The 18,676-nt window shown below is 72.2% G+C and carries 21 protein-coding genes; 17 read left to right on the forward strand and 4 right to left on the reverse strand.

What is annotated here, in order from left to right; all coding sequences use genetic code 11:
* Positions 1-71 precede the first annotated feature (71 nt).
* Positions 72-1,121: an alpha/beta fold hydrolase gene (locus C2865_RS05625; RefSeq protein WP_232835378.1), complete on the reverse strand. Its 1,050-nt coding sequence runs from the start codon at positions 1,119-1,121 to the stop codon at positions 72-74.
* Positions 1,122-1,183: 62 nt separating this feature from the next.
* Positions 1,184-1,882 carry a class I SAM-dependent methyltransferase gene (locus tag C2865_RS05630; protein WP_232835379.1) on the reverse strand — a complete coding sequence of 233 codons (699 nt, stop codon included), beginning with the start codon at positions 1,880-1,882 and terminating at the stop codon, positions 1,184-1,186.
* 113 nt (positions 1,883-1,995) lie between these two features.
* Between C2865_RS05630 and C2865_RS05635 the strand changes: the two genes are divergently transcribed.
* From C2865_RS05635 to C2865_RS05675, 9 genes are all read left to right on the forward strand, one after another.
* On the forward strand, positions 1,996-2,868 hold the full coding sequence (locus tag C2865_RS05635; RefSeq protein ID WP_232835380.1) for a sugar phosphate isomerase/epimerase family protein: 873 nt from the start codon (positions 1,996-1,998) through the stop codon (positions 2,866-2,868).
* Positions 2,869-2,870: 2 nt separating this feature from the next.
* Complete coding sequence (locus tag C2865_RS05640; protein WP_106397164.1) at positions 2,871-3,464, forward strand: TetR/AcrR family transcriptional regulator; 594 nt, start codon at positions 2,871-2,873, stop codon at positions 3,462-3,464.
* A 60-nt stretch (positions 3,465-3,524) separates the two neighbouring features.
* Entirely contained in the window at positions 3,525-4,244 is a 720-nt protein-coding gene (locus C2865_RS05645; protein WP_198652940.1) for an ABC transporter ATP-binding protein, read from the forward strand.
* Positions 4,241-4,975 (forward strand): ABC transporter permease, encoded by a 735-nt coding sequence (locus tag C2865_RS05650; RefSeq protein ID WP_106397165.1) that lies wholly within the window; start codon positions 4,241-4,243, stop codon positions 4,973-4,975. The genes C2865_RS05645 and C2865_RS05650 overlap by 4 nt, the downstream gene beginning before the upstream one ends.
* A 28-nt stretch (positions 4,976-5,003) precedes the next feature.
* The gene (locus C2865_RS05655; RefSeq protein WP_106397166.1) at positions 5,004-5,909 is read left to right on the forward strand and encodes a proline dehydrogenase family protein; all 906 of its coding nucleotides are present in this window, start codon (positions 5,004-5,006) and stop codon (positions 5,907-5,909) included.
* Positions 5,910-5,973: 64 nt separating this feature from the next.
* Positions 5,974-6,768, forward strand: a complete 795-nt coding sequence (gene proC, locus C2865_RS05660; RefSeq protein ID WP_106397167.1) for a pyrroline-5-carboxylate reductase — start codon at positions 5,974-5,976, stop codon at positions 6,766-6,768.
* A gap of 62 nt (positions 6,769-6,830) precedes the next feature.
* Complete coding sequence (locus tag C2865_RS05665; RefSeq protein WP_106397168.1) at positions 6,831-8,168, forward strand: efflux RND transporter periplasmic adaptor subunit; 1,338 nt, start codon at positions 6,831-6,833, stop codon at positions 8,166-8,168.
* On the forward strand, positions 8,165-8,854 hold the full coding sequence (locus C2865_RS05670) for an ABC transporter ATP-binding protein (protein ID WP_106397169.1): 690 nt from the start codon (positions 8,165-8,167) through the stop codon (positions 8,852-8,854). Before C2865_RS05665 ends, C2865_RS05670 begins: the two co-directional genes overlap by 4 nt.
* Complete coding sequence (locus tag C2865_RS05675) at positions 8,851-10,035, forward strand: ABC transporter permease (protein ID WP_106397170.1); 1,185 nt, start codon at positions 8,851-8,853, stop codon at positions 10,033-10,035. Before C2865_RS05670 ends, C2865_RS05675 begins: the two co-directional genes overlap by 4 nt.
* A 73-nt stretch (positions 10,036-10,108) precedes the next feature.
* Here C2865_RS05675 and C2865_RS05680 read toward each other — a convergent pair whose 3' ends face one another.
* Entirely contained in the window at positions 10,109-11,137 is a 1,029-nt protein-coding gene (locus C2865_RS05680; protein ID WP_106397171.1) for an alpha/beta hydrolase, read from the reverse strand.
* A gap of 183 nt (positions 11,138-11,320) precedes the next feature.
* On the opposite strand from C2865_RS05680, the gene C2865_RS05685 reads away from it, so the two are divergent.
* The 6 genes from C2865_RS05685 (at position 11,321) to C2865_RS05710 (ending at position 15,896) form a co-directional block, all read left to right on the forward strand.
* Positions 11,321-12,481 carry an acetoin utilization protein AcuC gene (locus C2865_RS05685; protein WP_106397172.1) on the forward strand — a complete coding sequence of 387 codons (1,161 nt, stop codon included), beginning with the start codon at positions 11,321-11,323 and terminating at the stop codon, positions 12,479-12,481.
* Between the two features lie 2 nt (positions 12,482-12,483).
* On the forward strand, positions 12,484-13,263 hold the full coding sequence (locus tag C2865_RS05690; protein WP_269802696.1) for a phosphatase: 780 nt from the start codon (positions 12,484-12,486) through the stop codon (positions 13,261-13,263).
* 109 nt (positions 13,264-13,372) lie between these two features.
* Positions 13,373-13,576 (forward strand): helix-turn-helix domain-containing protein, encoded by a 204-nt coding sequence (locus tag C2865_RS05695; protein ID WP_106397174.1) that lies wholly within the window; start codon positions 13,373-13,375, stop codon positions 13,574-13,576.
* A gap of 189 nt (positions 13,577-13,765) precedes the next feature.
* On the forward strand, positions 13,766-13,864 hold the full coding sequence (locus C2865_RS05700; protein ID WP_012854759.1) for a 30S ribosomal protein bS22: 99 nt from the start codon (positions 13,766-13,768) through the stop codon (positions 13,862-13,864).
* Between the two features lie 38 nt (positions 13,865-13,902).
* Positions 13,903-14,973 (forward strand): NAD-dependent epimerase/dehydratase family protein, encoded by a 1,071-nt coding sequence (locus C2865_RS05705; RefSeq protein ID WP_198652942.1) that lies wholly within the window; start codon positions 13,903-13,905, stop codon positions 14,971-14,973.
* Positions 14,973-15,896, forward strand: coding sequence for a lysophospholipid acyltransferase family protein (locus C2865_RS05710; protein ID WP_106397175.1), 924 nt, complete (start codon positions 14,973-14,975; stop codon positions 15,894-15,896). The genes C2865_RS05705 and C2865_RS05710 overlap by 1 nt, the downstream gene beginning before the upstream one ends.
* A gap of 41 nt (positions 15,897-15,937) precedes the next feature.
* Here C2865_RS05710 and C2865_RS05715 read toward each other — a convergent pair whose 3' ends face one another.
* Positions 15,938-16,810 carry an HAD family hydrolase gene (locus tag C2865_RS05715; protein ID WP_106397176.1) on the reverse strand — a complete coding sequence of 291 codons (873 nt, stop codon included), beginning with the start codon at positions 16,808-16,810 and terminating at the stop codon, positions 15,938-15,940.
* Positions 16,811-17,045: 235 nt separating this feature from the next.
* On the opposite strand from C2865_RS05715, the gene C2865_RS41325 reads away from it, so the two are divergent.
* Positions 17,046-18,395, forward strand: coding sequence for a putative quinol monooxygenase (locus tag C2865_RS41325; RefSeq protein WP_106397177.1), 1,350 nt, complete (start codon positions 17,046-17,048; stop codon positions 18,393-18,395).
* Entirely contained in the window at positions 18,392-18,625 is a 234-nt protein-coding gene (locus C2865_RS05725) for a glutaredoxin family protein (protein WP_106397178.1), read from the forward strand. The genes C2865_RS41325 and C2865_RS05725 overlap by 4 nt, the downstream gene beginning before the upstream one ends.
* Positions 18,626-18,676: the final 51 nt, after the last annotated feature.

The following is an 18,676-nucleotide window of genomic DNA, read 5'->3' on the forward strand; positions in this document are numbered from 1 at the left end:
GGTCTCCGAGGACGGTCCGTCCGCCGGGAGGGGCCGGGCCCGCCGGAGGCCCGGGGGTCTCCGGCGGGGGGTCACAGCGCCTTGCGGGTGCGTTCGACCAGGTCGCCCAGGTGGTCGCTGACCACGGAGGGGCGTTCCATCATGGCCATGTGGCCGGCGGTGGGGATGACCTCCAGGCGGGCGTCGGGGCACTTGGTGGCGATGGTGAGGCTGTGCTCGACGGGGGTCAGCGCGTCGTTCTCAGCGGCGATGATGAGGGTTTCGGCCTTCTTCAGGGTGGCGCAGGGGCTGAGCTCCGGAGCGTCGGTCATCGAATGGATGAACCCGGTGAGGGCCTGCATGCGGGTGTGGGTCATCATCTCCTCGGCGAAGCGCACCGCCGAGGGGCTGGCGTCGGGGCCGAAGGCGATGAGGTCCTCCACCAGCAGGGCGGAGTCGCGGCCGAGGTGGCGCAGCCGCTCCAGGACCCCGGAGCCGAGCCCGGCGGCCCTGAGGCCGTGCGGCATCAGCAGCCGGTTGACCCGGGCCAGCGCGGCGGGCAGGCCGAGGGTGACCTCGCCCAGGCCCCCGGAGGAGGTGCACAGCAGGGCGGCCGCCCTGACCTTGGAGCCGATGAGGTCGGGGTACTCGTCGGCGAACTTCATGATCGTGATGCCGCCCATGGAGTGCCCCACCAGGACGACGGGGGTCTGCGGCGGGACGGTCTGCTCGATGACGGCGCGCAGGTCGTGCGCGAGCTGCTCCACGCGGTAGGAGGAGCGGTCGTCCGCGGAGCCGGAGCGGCCGTGGCCGCGCTGGTCCCAGAAGACCAGCCTGCCCAGGCCGCGCATGGCCCTGCGCTGGAAGTGCCAGGAGTCCCCGGTGAGGGTCCAGCCGTGGCAGAACACGACGGCCAGGTCGGTGCGGTCGTCGTTGTCGATCTCGGCGTACAGCCGGGTGCCGTCGTCGGCGAGCACCGGCACGGGGGTGCCGTGCAGGGAGCCGAACTGCTCTCCGGCGTGGGGGTCGGGACGCAGCCGCAGGCGGCGCAGGGCGTGCCGCTGCAGGGCCATCCCGCCCGCGGCGCCCGCCGCGCCCAGTCCGAGGGCGGTCGCCGCCAGCATCACATTACGACGAGTCATGGAAGACCTCCTGTTTCCCGGCATTGTTATACAAACCGTCTAGCAAGTGAAGCGCAGGGCGGTCAGTAGGACCGGTGCCACAGGTTGACCGCGTAGTCCACCTCGGTCCCGGGCACCTCGGCCAGGAACCGGGCGGCCAGCTCGGCGGGGAACTCGATGTTCAGCACCGCCTCCAGCTCGGAGCGGTCGGCGAAGGCCCAGCGGATGGTCAGCGGCCGGCGGGAGAAGCCCTGGCGGGCCCAGAAGAGCTCCACGCCGTCCGGGTCGTAGGCGGGCAGCCACCGGCGGAACCAGCGGCCGAAGGTGGAGCGGGTGGCGTCGTTGTCGATGATGAAGGCCGCGCCGCCGCGCCGCGTCACCCGGGCGATCTCGCGCAGCCCCGGCTCGCAGCCGGGCCCGAAGAAGTACGCCCACCGGGCGTGCACGACGTCGACACTGGAGTCGGGTAGCGGCAGGGCCTGGGCGGCGGCCGTGCGGACGGTCACATGGCCCAGTCCGGCCACCCGGCCGCGGGCCGCGGCGGCCAGCCCCGAGTGGGGCTCCACCCCGATCACCCGGGCGGCTGACTCCGCGAAGAAGGGCAGGTGGTAGCCGGTGCCGCAGCCGACGTCCAGGACCGTGGCGCCGTCCCAGGGGCGCAGCTCCCGCATCGCCCCGGCCAGCACTCCGTCGGGGTCGACGGCGCGGTTCTCCAGCTCGTACGTCTGGGGGGTGTTCCAGATGTTGGGACTGGGCACGGCACCGGGGGCGATCTCTACCACGGACAGAGAGTAACCAACAGTGCTGATGGTTCGTCCTTTTCCCGCCAAGTAACGGTCCTGTCGCGGCGGGGAACGCATAGGCTTTCGGCAGAACGGTCAGAGAGCGAGGAGCCTTGTCCCGCAACGACGTAGCCGAGTCGATCCGGGTGCCCGACGCCCCGATCACGCTGTCCACCGCTTCGGTGTACCCCGAGAAGGTGCCGAGCGCCTTCGAGATGGCGTCCTGGCTGGGTTATGACGGGGTGGAGGTGATGGTCACCCTGGACGCCGCCTCGCAGGACCTCAACGTGCTGCGCCGGCTGTCGGACTACCACCAGATGCCGATCAAGTCGATCCACGCGCCCTGCCTGCTGTTCACCCAGATGGTGTGGGGCCGCGACCCGTGGAACAAGCTGATGCGCTCCAAGGAGATCGCCGAGCGGCTGGGCGCCGAGGTCGTGGTGGTGCACCCGCCGTTCCGCTGGCAGCGCGAGTACGCCCGCGACTTCGAAGTGGGCCTGGCGCGCATGCAGGAGGAGACCGACGTGGTCTTCGCGGTGGAGAACATGTTCCCCGCCAAGGCGCGCGGCACCGAGCTCGGCATGTACGCCCCGCACTGGGACCCGACCGGCTACGACTACCCGCACCTGACGCTGGACACCTCGCACACCGCGGTCTCCGGCAGCGACGCGCTGGAGATGGCCGACCGCTACGGCGAGCGGCTGCGCCACCTGCACCTGGCGGACGGCGTCGGCATCCCCAACAAGGACGAGCACCTGGTGCCGGGCCGCGGTTCCCAGCCGTGCGGGGAGATCCTGGAGCGATTGGCGCTGCAGGGCTTCCGCGGCCACGTGGTGCTGGAGGTCAACACCCGCAAGGCCACCTCGCGCGCCGAGCGCATCGAGGACCTCGCCGAGGCGCTGGCCTTCGCCCGCCTGCACCTGGCGGCCAGCCGCACCTGGGAGGTCTCGCGCTCGGGCGAGGTCTCCCGCCAGCGCACCAGCTGACCATGGCGCCGAGCAAGGACGGCGCTCCCGCGCGGCCGGGACGGCGCAGAGGCCCCTCCGGCACCCGGCCGCTGATCGTCAAGGCCGCCCGCGAACTGTTCGCCGAGAAGGGCTTCGACGGCACGTCGCTGCGCGCGGTGGCCCGTGCCGCCGGGGTGGACCCGGCGCTGGTGCACCACTTCTTCGCCGGCAAGGAGGCGCTCTTCGTCGAGGCGATGGAGTTCCCCGTCGATCCGACGCGGCTGGTGCCGCTGATCCTCCAAGGGCCGCGGGAGGAGATCGGCGAGCGGCTGGTCCGCGTCTTCCTGGGCCTGCTGGGTGACGAGGAGACGAGGCCGCGGCTGCTGGCGATCGTGCGCTCCGCGGTGACCAGCGAGCAGGGCGCGACGATGGTGCGGGAGTTCATGACCGCCGCGATGCTGGAGCGGCTCGCCGAGGCGCTGGCCGTCCCTCCGACGCGGGTGGGACTGGTCGCCGCGCAGATGATCGGCGTGGTGATGGTGCGGTACGTCCTGGAGGCCGAGCCGCTGGCGCGCGCCACCGACGAGGAGCTGGTCGAGCTGCTCGCCCCGGTCGTCCAACGCTATCTGGACTGAACCGTTCTTCTCACTTCCGGAGTCCTTGACGGTCCCCGCGTGCCGACTTAAATTCACCACATGATGAATTATGCCGTCCGGGTCGCGGACCTGAGGGTGCGCAGAGGCGGGCGCGAGGTGCTGCACGGGCTGGGCTTCGAGGTGCCGCGAGGACGCGTGGTCGGGCTGCTCGGGCCCAGCGGCTGCGGGAAGACGACCCTCCTGCGGGCGATCGTCGGGGTGCAGGCCGTCGAGAGCGGGACGGTCGAGGTCCTGGGCCGCCCGGCGGGCGCGAAGGAGGTGCGGAGCCGGGTGGGTTACGCCACCCAGCATCCGGCGGTCTACCTGGATCTGACGGTGCGGGAGAATCTGCGCTACTTCGGCAGGGTGATCGGGGCGCCGGGGGAGGACGTCGACCGGGTGATGGGCCAGGTCGGTCTCGGCTCCCAGGCGGACCAGCTCGCCGGATCCCTCTCGGGCGGGCAGCTGGGCCGGGTGAACCTGGCCGTGGCGCTGCTCGGCGCGCCCGAACTGGTCGTGCTGGACGAGCCGACGGTCGGCCTCGACCCGGTGCTGCGCCAGGAGTTGTGGGCGCTGTTCCACCGGCTGGCCGAGGACGGCGTGACGATGATCGTCTCCAGTCATGTGATGGACGAGGCCGCCCGCTGCCAGCGGCTGGTCCTCCTGCGCGACGGACGGATCCTGGCCGACGAGACCCCGGCCGAGCTGAGCGCGCAGACCGGCACGGACGACCTGGAGGAGGCGTTCCTGCGCCTCATCGGCGCACAGGAGGCGGTGTGAACACCAAGGTGACCCTGGCGACGGCCGGACGGATCCTCGACCAGCTCCGGCACGACCACCGGACGCTGGCACTGCTCGTCGCCGTCCCGGCCCTGATGATGGTCCTGCTGCGGTACATCTTCGACGACCAGCGGACCTTCGACCGGATCGGGCCGATGCTGCTGAGCATCTTCCCGTTCATGTTCATGTTCGTGGTGACCAGCGTGGCCACCCTGCGCGAACGCACGGGGGGCACCCTGGAGCGGCTGATGACGACCCCGCTGGGCAAGCTCGACCTCCTGATCGGTTACGCCCTGGCGTTCTCGGCGGTCGGGCTGGCGCAGGTCGCGGTGATCCTGGGGACGTCGCTGCTGTTCCTGGGGCTGACCGTCAGCGGGCCGCTGTGGGCCCTGGTGCTGATCGCGCTGCTGGACGCGCTGCTGGGGGTGGCGCTCGGCCTGTTCGCCAGCGCGTTCGCCCGGACGGAGTTCCAGGCCGTCCAGCTCATGCCGGCGTTCGTCCTGCCGCAGGCGCTGCTGTGCGGCCTGTTCGCGCCCCGCGACGCCATGCACCCGGTGCTGTCCGCGCTGTCGGACGTGATGCCCCTGTCGTACGCGGTGGACGCCATGAGCGAGCTGACCGTCTCACCGGAGCTCGGCTCGGGCTTCGCCGCGGACGCCGCCGTCATCACCGTCGCGGCGCTGCTCTCCCTGCTGGTCGGCGCGGCGACGCTGCCCCGCCGTACTCCCTGAGGGAGCCCCCAGCGCTTAGGGTGAGGAGATGCTCCGCCGAAGCCTGCTCGCCGCCTCGCGCAGCCCGGGCCTGCGCACGACGCTCGTGACCGCCCCGGTGACCCGCAGGGTGGTGCGGAGGTTCGTCGCGGGGGAGGACTCCGCGCAGGCGCTGGAGGCCGCCGCGCGGCTGCTGGGCGACGGGCTGCTGGTCAGCCTGGACCGGCTCGGCGAGGACGTGCGGGACCCGGCGGGCGCCGAGACGACGGTGCGGGCGTACGAGAAGCTGCTGCCCGAACTCCCCGAGGGCGTGGAGGTCTCGGTCAAGCTCACCGCGCTCGGCCAGGCGCTGGACGAGGACCTGGCGCTGGCCAACGCCCGCCGGGTGTGCGCCGCCGCCGCGCGGGCCGGCACCACGGTCACCCTGGACATGGAGGACCACACGACCGTCGGGTCCACGCTGCGCGTGCTGGACGCGTTGCGCCGGGAGCACCCGTGGACGGGCGCGGTCGTCCAGGCCCAGCTGCGCCGCGCCGAGGAGTACTGCGCGAGCCTGGCGTACGAGGGCTCCCGGGTGCGGCTGTGCAAGGGCGCCTACGACCCGCCGCCGTCGGCCGGCTACACGGCCAAGGCGGAGGTCGACAAGTCCTACGTGCGGTGCCTGCGGACGCTGATGGCCGGGCGCGGCTACCCGATGGTCGCCACCCACGACCCCCGTCTGATCGAGATCGCCGACGCGCTGCGGATGGTCAACGGCCGGGACCTCGACTCGTTCGAGTACCAGATGCTCTACGGCATCCGCCCGGATGAGCAGCTGCGGCTGGCCCGGACGGGCGCGCGGGTGCGCGTCTACGTGCCCTACGGTGAGGACTGGTACGGCTACCTGGTGCGGCGGCTCGCCGAGCGTCCGGCGAACCTGGCCTTCTTCCTGCGCTCCCTGCGCACGCGCTCGTAGTCCCCGGGGCCGTTAGGCTGGCGAGGCCGTCCGTACGACTCAGGACTACCAGGTCAGGTGTGTGATGATCGCGATTCTCGGTACCGGCAAGATGGGCGAGGCCCTGCTCTCGGGCCTGCTGCGGGCCGGCCGGCGCCCGTCGGAGCTGCTGGTGACGGCCCGCCGCCAGGAGCGGGCGGCGCTGCTGCGCGAGCGCCACGGCGTGACGGCGGTGGCCAACGTCGAGGCCGCGAACAAGGCGTCCGTGCTGGTGCTGGCGGTCAAGCCGCAGGACATGGCGGCGCTGCTGGCCGAGATCGGGCCGCACGTGTCGTCGGGCACCCTGGTCGTCTCGATGGCGGCGGGCATCACGACCTCCTTCATCTCCGAGCGGCTGCCCTCCGACGTCCCGGTCATCCGGGTCATGTCGAACACCCCGGTGCTGGTGGACGAGGCGATGAGCGTCATCTCCGCCGGGGAGCACGCAGGAGCCGAGCACCTGGCGCTCGCCGAGGAGCTGCTGCGGCCGGTCGGGAAGGTGACACGGCTGCCGGAGTCGCTGCAGGACGCGGCGACCGCGCTGTCGGGTTCGGGCCCGGCGTACTTCTACTACCTGGTCGAGGCCATGGTCGACGCGGGCATCCTGCTGGGCATGCCGCGCGCCGCGGCGCTGGAGCTGGTGATCCAGTCGGCGGTCGGCGCGGCGGTGATGCTGCGCGACTCGGGGGAGCACCCGGTGCTGCTGCGCGAGGCCGTGACGTCGCCGGGCGGGACGACCATCGCCGCCATCCGCGAGCTGGAGAAGCACGGGGTCCGCGCGGCGGTGCTCGAGGCGATCGAGGCGGCGCGCGACCGGGGCAGGGAGCTGGCGGGCGGCTGAACCCGCCTTACTTTCGCGCCAGGGCTATGTTTATGGGGTTTATGGAGAAATAGCATGCCCCTGTGGCATCGCTACGAGTTCTTCCCCCCGCGCTCGCCCTCGTGCTCACCACCGCGCTGCTCGGCGCCTGCTCCGGCGGCGGCGACGGGGAGCGGCCGCGGCTCGGCACCGTCGAACGCGGCCCGGTCGCCGAGGTCGTGGAGGCGCCCGCGACCCTGACGGCCCGCGCGAACGTGACGCTGCGCAGCCCGGCCGAGGGCACGATCACGCTGCTCCGGGTCCGGGACGGCGACCGGGTGGACAAGGGCGACGTGCTCGCCCGGATCGACTCCCCGGCCGCCCGAGAGCAGCTCGACCAGGCCAGGGAGGCCGACCGGCGGGCGGACCTGGGCGCGGCGCTGCCCCCCGGCCCGAGCCTCGGCTCGTTCGGCGCCCGGTCCGACCGCATCGCCCGCCGCGGGTTCGCGAAGGCCAGGCAGGCCGCCCGGAAGATCCCCGACCCGAAGGACCGGGCCAAGGCGCTGGCCGAGATCGCCGAGGCCGAGGGCGACTACGCCACCGTGGCCGGTGCGGCGCGGCTGGCCGTCACCCGGCTGAACACCGGCCTGGGCGGCCTCACCTCGGCGCTGTCGGCCCTGGGCGCGTCCAGCCGGGTGCAGACCGGGGCCGCGGTGCGGGCCGCCGAGCGCACCGTGGACGGGCTGGTGCTGAGGGCGCCCTTCGCCGGGGTGGTCAGCCTCGGCGGCCCGGCCGGCGGCAACGGCTCGTCGTCGGCGCTCGCCGGGCTGATGCCCTCGTCGCTGTCCGGGCTGACCGGCGGGCTGAGCCTGCCGGGCGCCGCCGGCGACCCCTCGTCCATCGCGACCGGCGTCCCGGTCGAGCCGGGCGCGGCGGTGGTGACCGTGACGGACGTGTCGCAGCTGCGCCTGTCCGCCGACATCGACGAGTCGGACATCCTCAAGATCAAGCGGGGCGGGGAGGCCGAGGCCGCCTTCGACGCGCTGCCCGAGGCGTCCTACGGCGCCGAGGTCCACAGCGTCGGCGTCACCCCGTCGGAGAACTCCGGCGGCGGCGTCACCTACCGGGTGCAGCTCACGCTCGGGGACGGCGTCCTACCCGACGGCTCGGCGGCGCCCGACCCCAGACCTGGCATGAGCGCGATCGTCCGGCTGACCGTCCGCGAGGTCGAGAACGTGCTCGTGGTGCCGACCAGCGCCGTCGTCAGCAGCGGCCAGGACAGCACCGTGTGGGTCGTCGAGAACGGGAGGGCCGTCCGGCGGACGGTCGTGCTCGGCGCGGAGGGCGAGGCGAGCGTCGAGGTGCGGTCGGGGCTGGCCGAAGGCGACCGGATCGTCGTGGGCTCCGCGGACTCGGTGCGCCCGGGGCAGGAGCTCGGGTGAGCGCCCCGGCGCTGGAGGCCGTGGACGTCACCCGCGCCTACGAGATGGAAGGCGTCCGCGTCCAGGCGCTGAAGGGCGTCAGCCTCACGATCGGGCAGGGCGAGTACGCGGCGATCCTCGGCCCGTCCGGATCGGGCAAGTCCACGCTCATGCACCTGCTCGGCGCGCTGGACCGGCCCAGCACGGGAGTGCTGCGGGTCGGCGGGCGCGACGTGGCGTCCCTCGACGACTCCGCGCTGGCCGAACTGCGCAACGAGCACATCGGCTTCGTCTTCCAGTCCTTCCACCTGCTGGCCCGCACGACCGCCGTCGACAACGTCGGGATGCCGCTGATGTACCGGGGCGTGCCGCGGGCCGAACGGCGCGCACGCGCGGTCGCCGCGCTGGAGCGGGTCGGGCTCGGGCACCGGCTCGGCCACCGCCCCAACCAGATGTCCGGCGGCGAGCAGCAGCGGGTGGCCATCGCCCGCGCCCTGGTCGGCGAACCCCAGCTGGTGCTGGCCGACGAACCCACCGGCAACCTCGACACCAGGACCGGCGAGGAGGTGATGGACCTGCTGGAGCGGCTCAACGCCGAGCAGGGCGTCGCGGTCGTCCTGGTGACGCACGAGCCGGACGTCGCCGAGCGCGCCCGCCGCCAGATCTACATCCGGGACGGCCTGATCGAACGGGACACCGCCGCATGAGGACGTCCGAGCTGCTCGGTGTGGCGTTCGAGGCGTTGCGCGCCAACCGGACGCGCAGCCTGCTCACCATGCTCGGCGTCATCATCGGCGTGTGGGCGGTGGTGGTGCTGGTGGCCATCGGCGGCGGCGCCCGGGACATGGTCGAAGGCGAGATCGAGGGCCTCGGCTCCAACATCATCTTCGTGGTGCCCGGTGAGTTCGGCCTGGACTCCGGCGGCCCCACCGTCAGCAGGCTCGACCTGGAGGACACTCGGGAGCTGCGCCGGATCGCGGGCGAGGACGCGGTGACCGCGGGCCTCAACTCCAGCGAGGTGGTGCGCGCCGGCTCCCGCGAGGTGTTCGCCTCGCTGCTGGGCGCCGACGAGAACGTCGCGAACGTCTACGTCCGGCCGCTGGCCAGGGGCCGCCACCTGACGGAGATCGACGTGGAGACCCGCCGCCGGGTGGCCGTGCTCGGCTCGCAGGCGGCCGAGCGGTTGTTCGGCGAGGTGGACCCGCTCGGCAGGCAGGTGACGATCGGCGGTGGCAGGTTCCGGGTCGTCGGGGTCTTCGAGGAGGTCGGACAGACCTTCGGCCAGTCCCGCGACAACGAGGTGCAGGTCCCGCTGACGACCGCGCAGCGCATGCTGGGCGTCACCCGGGTCGACTACATGGCGGTGCGGGCCGCGGACGCCGACGCGGTCGAGCCGCTGCAGGCACGGCTGGTGGCGGCGCTGGAGTCGCGGCACCAGGGCGAGCGGTACTCGGCCGTCACCCAGACCCAGCTGCTGGGCACCATCGGGACCGTGCTGGGCGCGCTCACCGGGGTGCTGGCCGCGATCGCCGCCATCTCGCTGCTGGTCGGCGGGGTCGGGGTCTCCAACATCATGCTGGTGAGCGTGCGGGAGCGCACCCGGGAGATCGGCCTGCGCAAGGCGGTGGGCGCGCGGCAGCGGGACGTCCTGGCGCAGTTCCTGGTGGAGGCGGTGCTGCTCACCTCCACCGGAGGCGTGCTCGGCATCGCCCTGGGCGTCGGCACGGCCCTGGCCATCGCGGCGCTCTCCCCCGTCCCGGCGGTGATCGCCTGGTGGTCGCCGGTGCTGGCGTTCACCGTCTCGGCGGCGGTCGGCGTCTTCTTCGGCGTGATGCCGGCCCGGCGCGCGGGCAGGCTCGACCCGGTGGTGGCGCTCCGCTCGGACTAGGCGACGGCGTGCGAGGAGGCGGTCACGCGGGAGTGCGCGAGGGGGCGGTCACGCGACGGCGCTCGTTCCGTCGCTACGCGACGACGGTGAGACCAGGGCGCTGACCCTCGATCACGGACGCGATGAAGGAAGCGGTCTCGCGCATGGCCTCGTCGGCGTCCGGCAGGAGTTTGTTGAGGAGCTGGAAGACGTGCATCTGGCCGGGCCAGACCTGCAGGTCCACCGGGGCGCCGGCGGCCATGAGGAGCTCGGCGAAGGCCTCGCCCTCGGGGCGCAGCACCTCCGCGCCGCCGAGCTGGATGAGCACGGGGGGCAGTTCGGACCACTCCAGGGACAGCAGCGCCATGCGCGGGTCCATCTCGCGGCCCGCCACCAGCCGGCCGACGCGCTGCGCGGTGTGCGGGCTGATGTAGGGGTCGCGGACGAGGGCGTCCTCGGCGAGGGAGAGCTCGCACGACAGGTCGACCCAGGGGGAGTAGAGCACCAGGCCGGTCGGGGCGGGCAGCTCGTGCCGGCTGATCTCGGCCGCGAGGCTGGCGGCCAGGTGGCCGCCGGCGGAGTCGCCCGCCACCACGATCCGGGTGAAGCCGCGGGCGAGCAGCCAGCGGTAGGACTCCAGGGCGTCCTCGAGCGCGGCGGGGAAGGGGTGCTCGGGGGCGAGCCGGTAGTGCGGGACGAGGACGGGCATCGTGTTGTCCACCGCGAGCCGGGTGGTGATGCCGCGGTGGGTCTGCGGGGAGCAGACGACGTAGCCGCCGCCGTGCAGGTAGAGGACCGCGGCGCCCTCGGTGCGCTCGCCGTCGGGGATGACCCACTCGGCCTTGACCACGTGCCCGTTGTGCAGCTGGGGGTCGCGGACCCGCTCGATTCTGACACGGCGGTCGGTGGGCAGCAGGAGGGAGGCGCGGTCGATGGCCGCGCGCGCCGCGCGGATGGGCAGGGGACGGCCGGGCATGCGGTGCAGCAGGGGGCGCACGGTGAAGCGGAGGGCACCGCCCACGAGCCTGCTCTGAAGACTGGGATCGCGTTCCAGGACCGGTGTGGGGCGCGGTACCCGGGGGGTCATCGCGGGGACGGAGGACGCCGCCTCTTCCTCGAACATGGCCACCCCCCCTCTGGTAGATCAGGTGATCTCGATCACGTGTTTCTGCTTTGTTAAGCAGATACCCATTTTGACTCAGTGTTTCACTTCACAAAAGGGTGACTTTGGTACGCTCCATGTCACTCTGCGTAACGCGCTACCTTTGATCCACAGGGACGGGAACGGCGGCGGGAGAGTGGACGTATGACCGGAGCGCTTCAGGTCTTCTGGGACGACAAGCTGCTTTCCTACGACTTCGGGGACACCCACCCCCTCAACCCCGTCCGGGTCGAGCTCACCATGGACCTGTCCCGCCGCCTGGGGGTGCTCGACCACGTCGAGCTGCGCGGTTTCGAGTCCGCCGGGGACGGGCTGATCTCGCTGGTGCACGGGCGCGAGTACATAGAGGCGGTGAAGACGGCGGGCCGGGAGCTCAAGCCCCACTACGTCTTCGGTCTCGGCACCACCGACAATCCGCTGTTCGGCGGTATGCACGAGGCCTCCTCGCTGGTCGTCGGGGCGAGCGTCGCGGCGGCGAGGGCGGTGTGGACGGGCGAGGCGGAGCACGCGGCCAACATCTCCGGCGGGCTGCACCACGCGATGCCGGACTCCGCCGCGGGGTTCTGCATCTACAACGACCCCGCGGTCGCCATCGCCTGGCTGCTGGAGCACGGCGCGCGGAAGGTGGCGTACGTGGACGTGGACGTTCACCACGGCGACGGCGTCCAGAAGGCGTTCTACGACGATCCCCGCGTCATGACGATCAGCCTGCACGAGTCGCCGCGCACGCTCTTCCCCGGTACGGGGTTCCCGCACGAGACCGGAGCCGAGGGCACCTCCGTCAACGTGGCGCTGCCTCCCGGCACGGGAGACCGCGCCTGGCTGCGGGCCTTCGACGCGGTGGTGCCGCCGCTGCTGCAGGCCTTCCAGCCGCAGATCCTGGTCACCCAGCAGGGCTGCGACACGCACCTGTCGGACCCGTTGGCCCACCTGTCCCTCACCGTGGACGGGCAGAACGCCATCTACCAGCGGCTGCACGGGCTCGCCCACGAGATGGCCGGTGGCAGGTGGGTCCTCACCGGTGGCGGCGGCTACGAGCTGGTGCAGGTGGTGCCGCGGGCGTGGACCCACCTGCTGGCCGAGGCGAGCGGGCACCCGATCGACCCGCGGACCGCCTGTCCCGAGGAATGGCGGGATTTCGCCCGGATGCGAACGGGCGAGATAGCCCCCAAAGTGATGACCGACGGTTTCCAGGTGGAGGTGCAGACGTGGGGCGAGGGCTACGATCCGGCCAACCCGATCGATCAGGCGATTCTGGCGACGCGCCGGGCGGTGTTCCCGGAGCACGGCCTCCTTCCCGAGTAGAGCTGCGCGACCATCTGGTGCGCACGTTCATCGCCGGGGACGTGGCCACTCCCCGGCACAACAACCTGCGCCACTTCCGCAAGATGGCAGCGGGCGAGCCGTACTACCAGTTCGGGCTCGACCTGGGCGAGTGGACGTACGAGCAGACCATCGAGATGATGGCGCGCCTCGCCGGCACGAGCCCCGACCCCGGGCACTTCTACGGCGAGGACACCATCGACCCCGACCGCACCCTGGACGCGCTCGAGGCGATGGCCGAGCGCATCGGTCGGGCGGCCCGGGAGAAGCAGAACGTCATCCTGGCCACCGGCCATCCGGGGGCCCTGCTGGAGCCGCTGTACAGGCCGGTGGCCCGGGCGCTGCGCGAGGCGGGCTGCCGGGTCCTGACGCCCGCGGAGGGGTGGTCCTACCTGTCCGACGAGCCCTGGGACGGGCCGCAGCGGCGCACCGTCCGCTACACCGAGGGGGTCGCCGCGCTGGAGGCCGGCGGCGTCTTCCACCACACGCACCACGCCGCTCCCATGGAACGCATGCTGGCAAACCTCGCAGCCGCATCCGGGTATTGGCCGGATCTGGCCATCGCCGACCACGGGTGGGCCGGAGCGGCCGGCGAGGCGGGCGTTTCGACGGTCGGATTCGCCGACTGCAACGATCCCGCCCTGTTCGCCGGGCATGTCGTAGGGAAAATCGAGGTCTGTGTGCCGCTGGACGACAACGTGCTCCCCGCTCACTACACCCCGATGACGGCCTATCTCCTGGGCCATGCGGGCCTGTTGGCGTAAAGAACCCTCTTGCGACTTGGGATGCACGATTTACGCTGGATGAAGTACGCGTGCGTGACCGAAGTCACCCAAAGGGCAGGTGGCGGGCACGTGTGGAAAAGGGCGGCCCATGGCTTCAGGCGAGCGTCCGCTCAGCGAGGTGCGGTTCCTGACCGTCGCTGAAGTGGCATCGGTGATGAGGGTGTCCAAGATGACCGTCTACCGACTCGTTCACTCGGGGGAACTTCCGGCCATCCGGGTCGGGCGCTCCTTCCGGGTGCCGGAACAAGCTGTCCACGACTACCTGCGAGAGGCCTACATCGAGGCCGGCTAGCCGCGGGTCGTCCAAGCCTGTCCGGACGCGTGAGCGGACGAGACGACACCGGCGGCCGAGAGGCCGCCGGTTCTCCTCAACGTGCGAGCGGCGGTAGTGTTAGCCGTTGGGCTGCGCTGTAGCCCGTTTTCCTGCACGCCCCATGACGGTCATCTCGGCGATGGCCGGGGATCGTATGAGTGAGGTTTCGTGGGCTCCGTTATCAAGAAGCGTCGTAAGCGGATGGCGAAGAAGAAGCACCGCAAGCTGCTGAAGAAGACCCGCGTGCAGCGCCGTAACAAGAAGTGAACACGCCGCTCGACCAGCCGTGAGGGGTGGGCCGCACAGTGTCCTCCACACGCGCCTCAGACCCCGGGAACCCACGGGCCGCCGCCCGTGTCGTGCTGGTCACCGGCGTGTCCCGCTTCCTCGGCGCCCGGGTCGCCCACACACTGCAGGCCGACCCGGGGATCGAGCGCGTCATCGGCGTGGACACCGTCCCGCCGACCAGGCGGCTCGGCCGCACGGAATTCGTCCGGGTGGACATCCGGACGCCGAGCATCGCCAAGGTGATCGACTCCGCGCGGGTCGACACCGTCGTGCACCTGAACCTGGTGACCTCCCCGTCCGGACAGCGGTCCGCGACGAAGGAGATCAACGTCATCGGGGCGATGCAGCTGCTCGGCGCGTGCCAGCGCTCGCCGTACACGCGCAAGCTGGTCGTGCGCTCCTCGGCAGCGGTCTACGGCTCCTCGCCGCGCGACCCCGCGGTCTTCACCGAGGACGCCCACGCGGCGGTGCCGCCGTCCTCGGGTTACGCCAAGGACGCCCTCGAGGTCGAGGGGTACGTACGGGGGCTGCAGCGCCGCAGGTCGGACCTGACGGTGTCGGTGCTGCGGTTCGCCAACTTCCTCGGCGCGGGCGTCGACTCCCCGCTCACCCGGTACCTCCGCATGCCGGTGGTGCCGACCGTGCTGGGCTTCGACCCCCGCCTGCAGTTCCTGCACGAGGACGACGGCGTCGAGGTGCTGCGCCGGATGACCGTGGAGGACCATCCGGGCGTCTTCAACGTGGCGGGTGACGGCGTGCTGCTGCTGTCGCAGTGCCTGCGCCGGGCCGGGCGGCAGCCGCTGCCGCTGCCCGGGCCCGCCTTCGGAATGGTCGGCGACGCGGGCAAGCGGCTGGGCGGCCTGCCGGGCTTCTCCGACGAACTGCGGCGCTGGCTCACCTACGGCAGGGTCATCGACACCGCGCGGTTGGTCGAGGAGCTCTCCTGGCGGCCGAAGTACGGCTCCGAGGCCGCCTTCAGCGAGTTCCTCCAGGCCCACGGACTGGGCAACACCCTGCCGTTGGAGCTTTTCGATCTGGTGACCGGAGCCCTTCCGGGGCGGCCGGAGCGAGGGGGCGGTGTCCGGTGATGGACGCGTACGGCAAGGGCGACCCGCCGGGTCCCGCCCTCGCGCAGGTCATCCCGCTGAACGTCAACCGGCCTCCCGAGCCGGAGCGCAACCCGCTGGAGCGGGCGCTCGCCGGCGGCCTGTCCTTCCTGCGGCGCAGGATCTCCGGCGAGTACGAGGTCGACGAGTTCGGGTTCGACCCCGACCTCAACGCCTCGGTGCTGCTTCCGCTGGCCCGGCTCCTGTACGACCACTGGTTCCGGGTGGAGCTGCACGGCCTGGAGAACGTCCCCGAACACGGCGGCGCGCTGCTGGTGGCCAACCACTCGGGCACCGTCCCGCTGGACGCCGTCATGCTCCAGGTCGGCCTGCACGACACGGTCGAGCGCAATCTGCGCCTGCTGGGCGCCGACCTGGTCTACCAGGTGCCGTTCCTGGCGCATCTGGCGCGCAAGTCGGGGCACACCCTGGCCTGCCCCCAGGACGCCGACAGGATGTTGCGCCAGGGGGAGCTGGTCGGGGTCTTCCCCGAGGGCTTCAAGGGCGTGGGCAAGCCCTTCGGCGAGCGCTACCGGCTGCAGCGGTTCGGCCGCGGCGGCTTCGTGGCGACCGCGCTGCGCGCCGGGGTGCCGATCATCCCGTGCTCCGTCGTGGGCGCCGAGGAGATCTACCCGAAGATCGCCGACCTGCGGCCGGTCGCCCGGCTGCTGGGCCTGCCGTACTTCCCGGTCACCCCCACCTGGCCGCTGCTGGGGCCGCTGGGGATGGTGCCGCTGCCGTCCAAGTGGATGATCCGGTTCGGCGAGCCGATCCGGCTGGAGGAGCACGGTCCCGAGCAGGCCGACGACCCGATGGTGGTGTTCGACCTCACGGACCGGATCCGCGAGACGATCCAGCACCAGCTCTACGACCTGCTGCTGCGCCGGGGCCCGGCCTTCTTCTGACCTGAGGCCTCTGACCTGCGGGCCCCGCCCGGCCGCCGTGCTCAGGCGGTGCCGCGGTAGTGGCGGCGCAGCGCCATGCCGGCGGCCACCCCGCCCGCGAGCGCGCCCGCCCCGGCGGCCGCGGGCAGCGCGATCAGCGTGACCTTGCGCCCGGTGCGGAAGTCGTGGACCGGCCAGTTGTCGGCCTTGGCACGCTCCCGCAGGTCGCCGTCGGGGTTGACCGCGTGCGGATGCCCGACCGCGGTGAGCATCGGCAGGTCGTTGTGGGAGTCGCTGTAGGCCGAGCAGTTGGCCAGTTCGAGGCCCTCCTTGAGGGCCAGGGCGCGGACCGCCTCGGCCTTGGCGGGCCCGTGCAGCAGGCTGCCCACGAGCCGGCCGGTGTAGTACCCGTCGGCGGTCTCGGCGACGGTGCCCAGCGCCCCGGTGAGGCCCAGCCGGTTGGCGATGACCCGGGCGATCTCCACGGGGGTGGCGGTGACCAGCCAGACCTGCTGTCCGGCCTCCAGGTGGGCCAGGGCCAGGGTGCGGGTGCCCTGCCAGATCCGGTCGGCCATGACGTCGTCGTAGATCTCCTCGCAGAGCTGGACGAGCTCGTCCACGGACATGCCCGCCACGAAGGACAGGGCGGCCTCGCGGGCGCTGCCGATGTGCTCGGTGTTCTCGGTGCCGCGCAGCCGGAAGGCCGCCTGGCCCCAGGCGAACATCGCCAGGTCGCGGGTGGTGAACAGCTTGCGCTTGGCCAGGCCGCGCGCGAAGTGGTAGATCGACGCGCCGCGGATCATCGTGTTGTCGACGTCGAAGAACGCGGCGGCCGTGGGGTCGGGGGCGGGCCACGACACCGTCTCCGCCGCTTCGGCGGCCACCTTGCCCGCGTTGACCGGATCCGTCGCCTGCCGTTGCCAGAAGTGCCGCATGTTCACGTCTTTCCTACGCTGGGCCCGGAACCGCTGACGGCGAGCCTGCTTCCCCTGATGTACAGATCTACCCGACCCCCCGGTCCCGCACAACGATCACGGCTCCGGACCGCTTCCCGCACCTCACCCTAGGTACCGCCGGGGAGGCGGGCAACGCCCTCCTGCCGGGAAATACGACGAGAAGTTGCCCTCCCAGTACGCCTCAGTGACATTCATCGGGCACCATGGGGGCGCGATGGTCGAAGGAATGCTGGCTCTGGTGGCGACCCTGGCAGCCCTAGTGGGCGCCGGGTTGCTGGTGCAGAACGCCCTGAAGGACAGCCGGATCCACCTGTGGGTCTGGGCCGCGGCCACCGGTCTGCTGGGGCTGGCGCTGGCCGCCGTCGCGATCGGGCGGTTCGCCGGCTTCAACGGCCTCACCTTCCGGACCATGGCGATCACCGGGGCGCTGCTGGCCCCGGTCTGCATCGCGGTCGGCGCGGTCGAGCTGTGCGTCAAGGCGCTGCAGGCCCGCTTCGCCGCCCGGCTGATCGCGATCTCCTACTCGCTGGTCGCGGTGGTCGTCCTCGTCTTCGACCCCCTGCCCAACGGGGCGCTGGGCGACGCGGTGCCCGACCCCGGCGACGCCTACGGGCTGCTGCCCGACGGGCTGCTGACCGGCGCGATGGTGCTGGTGATCGTCGCGCTGGCGGCCGCCGCGGTGACCACCGTGGTCCGCTCCCAGAAACGGGACAAGGAATCCTACGAGCTGATGGTCCCCTCCGCCGTGGCGGTGGGCGCGGGCCTGGTCGACCTGGTCGCCGTCGGCTACCTCCCGGGCCTGCTGAAGATCACCGGTCTGGCCACGGCCGCCGGGCTGGTCTGGTTCGCGGCCTGGCGCACCGTCGACACGGCGGACGGCGCGGACGAGGATGAGGAGTCCCGGGAGAACGACAGGCAGGGCGGGGCCCGCGAAGGCCGCGCCTCCAGGGATGCCCGTGGATCCCGCAACGAACGCCGAGACATCCAGGAGAAGGAGGCTGAGGACGAGATGGCCTACGAGCCGCCGCGTTCCCACCGCGCCCGTCCCGACACGCACGGCATGATGCGGCCCGAGCCGCCGCAGCCTCCCCAGCCCCCGCAGCCGCGGCACACCGGCTCCCGGCCGCTGCCGCCCCTGCCGCCGCAGCAGCCCGTGCCGCAGCAGGGCCCGCCCACGACGCAGCTGCCGGGCCCGGTGGTCGGCGACGACTGGTTCGCCCCGCCCCCTCCGCCGCAGCCCTCCCGGATCATGGGCCCCTACGGCCAGATGGTGGTCTACACCCTGCTGGACGGCCGGGAGCAGGCCTTCGACCGGCAGGTCAACCAGCTCATCGGCCAGGCGGTGCAGGCCGAGCCGGGCATCCTGATCTTCACCTGCCACGAGGTGGAGGGCGCGCCGACCCAGCGCATCTCCTACCAGCTCTTCCGCGACCGCGAGGCGTTCGACGAGCACCAGGGCCGCCCGTACGTGCACCGCTTCCAGGCCGAGAGCCGCACCCACGTGCTGGCCACCAACGTGATCGACCTGAAGCTGACCGGCGGCAGCCTCCCGGTGCTGCGATGATCACGCTGCTGTCCCGCCCCGGCTGCCACCTGTGCGACGACGCCCGCGCGGTCATCGCGCGGGTGGCCGCGGACGCCGGCGAGCCGTGGGAGGAGAAGGACATCACCCGGGACGAGCGGCTGCTGCACGAGTACCACGACCACATCCCGGTGACCCTGGTCGACGGCAGGCAGATCGACTTCTGGCGGGTCGACGAGCAGCGGCTGCGCCGGGCGCTCGCGGAGCGGTGACCACAGCCGGACGCCGAAAATGATGTCTCGTTTGTCACAGCTCACCCCCGC

Origin of the sequence: Actinocorallia populi (assembly GCF_002995495.1) — a bacterium.
In the GTDB taxonomy this organism is placed as follows: domain Bacteria; phylum Actinomycetota; class Actinomycetes; order Streptosporangiales; family Streptosporangiaceae; genus Actinocorallia; species Actinocorallia populi.